We start from the raw sequence: 1,009 nt of genomic DNA, 5'->3' as shown, positions 1-1,009 counted from the left end.
TCCTGAAGCCCAACCACGTTTCCACGGCTGGACCGATTTTTCGTACATCTCAGAAAATGACCCTGTCGATTACCGAGTGCATCGATAAACAGCTGCTACATGCGGTGTTCCAGCCCATCGGCATCCTCTCTTCCGGAGACATCCTTGGCTATGAAGCATTGCTGCGTGGTCCGGCTGGATCGGCTCTGGAAAGCCCCTCGGCGCTCTTCGGCCAAGCTCAACGGGAGAACTGCATGGTTGAGCTTGAGCACTTCGCTGGCAAACTTAGCGTCAGCGCATTCGCGAAGACCCTGCTTCCTGGAAAACTTTTCCTGAACTTCAGTGCCGCAGCAATCCGGCAAATTGTCTGCTGCGAAGATGATGTGCGAGCCTTCCTAGGGACGCTGCAATTTCCCGTCGAGCGCATCGTCATCGAGCTAACGGAGCAATCAAGCCCCGATCCTGTTTCGTCCCTTGAAACCGCTATTCGACGCATGCGTGAGGCGGGCGCTCAGTTTGCAATGGATGACTTTGGGACGGGAAACTCCAATCTTGGCTTATGGATTGCATTGCAGCCCGACTACATTAAAATTGACCGCTCGATTGTTGCCGGTGTGTCTCGGTCAGCGTTTCATCTCGAAGCGATCCGTCATCTGCATGCACTTGCCAAGCACGGGCATGCGCAACTGATAGCAGAAGGCCTCGAAACGATGGAAGACCTGATGGTCTGTCGCGATATTGGTATCAACTATGCTCAAGGCTTTATCTTAGGCAAGCCGAATACTTTACCCAGCGTCGCTCTCCATGCACAAGCACTAGATGCCGTTCGTGCCCAATCTATCGCAGTATTTCCGGAAGCCGTAAAGCTGGCGCCGCGTGCGTTCTCCGCTAGCAGACTCCTGATTAGCGTGCCAAGCGTCCCCCCGGAAGCCCGTAACAATGATGTTCTCGACATCCTGGCACGAGATCCGAAGCTTCATGCGATCGCCGTGGTCAAGAACGGACGGCCCGTGGGTGTAATCAATCGACG

General features: G+C 54.6%; 1 protein-coding gene. It reads left to right on the top strand.

The features are described 5' to 3' along the window. Nucleotides 1-56 precede the first annotated feature (56 nt). The coding region (locus K309_RS0135180; protein ID WP_035878988.1) for an EAL domain-containing protein at nt 57-1,009 on the top strand (953 nt) is incomplete at its 3' end.

This window comes from Cupriavidus phytohabitans, assembly GCF_000426345.1.
GTDB lineage: Bacteria > Pseudomonadota > Gammaproteobacteria > Burkholderiales > Burkholderiaceae > Cupriavidus.
Note: the sequence above shows the minus strand (reverse complement) of the source record. Positions and strands in the feature narration are given on the sequence as shown.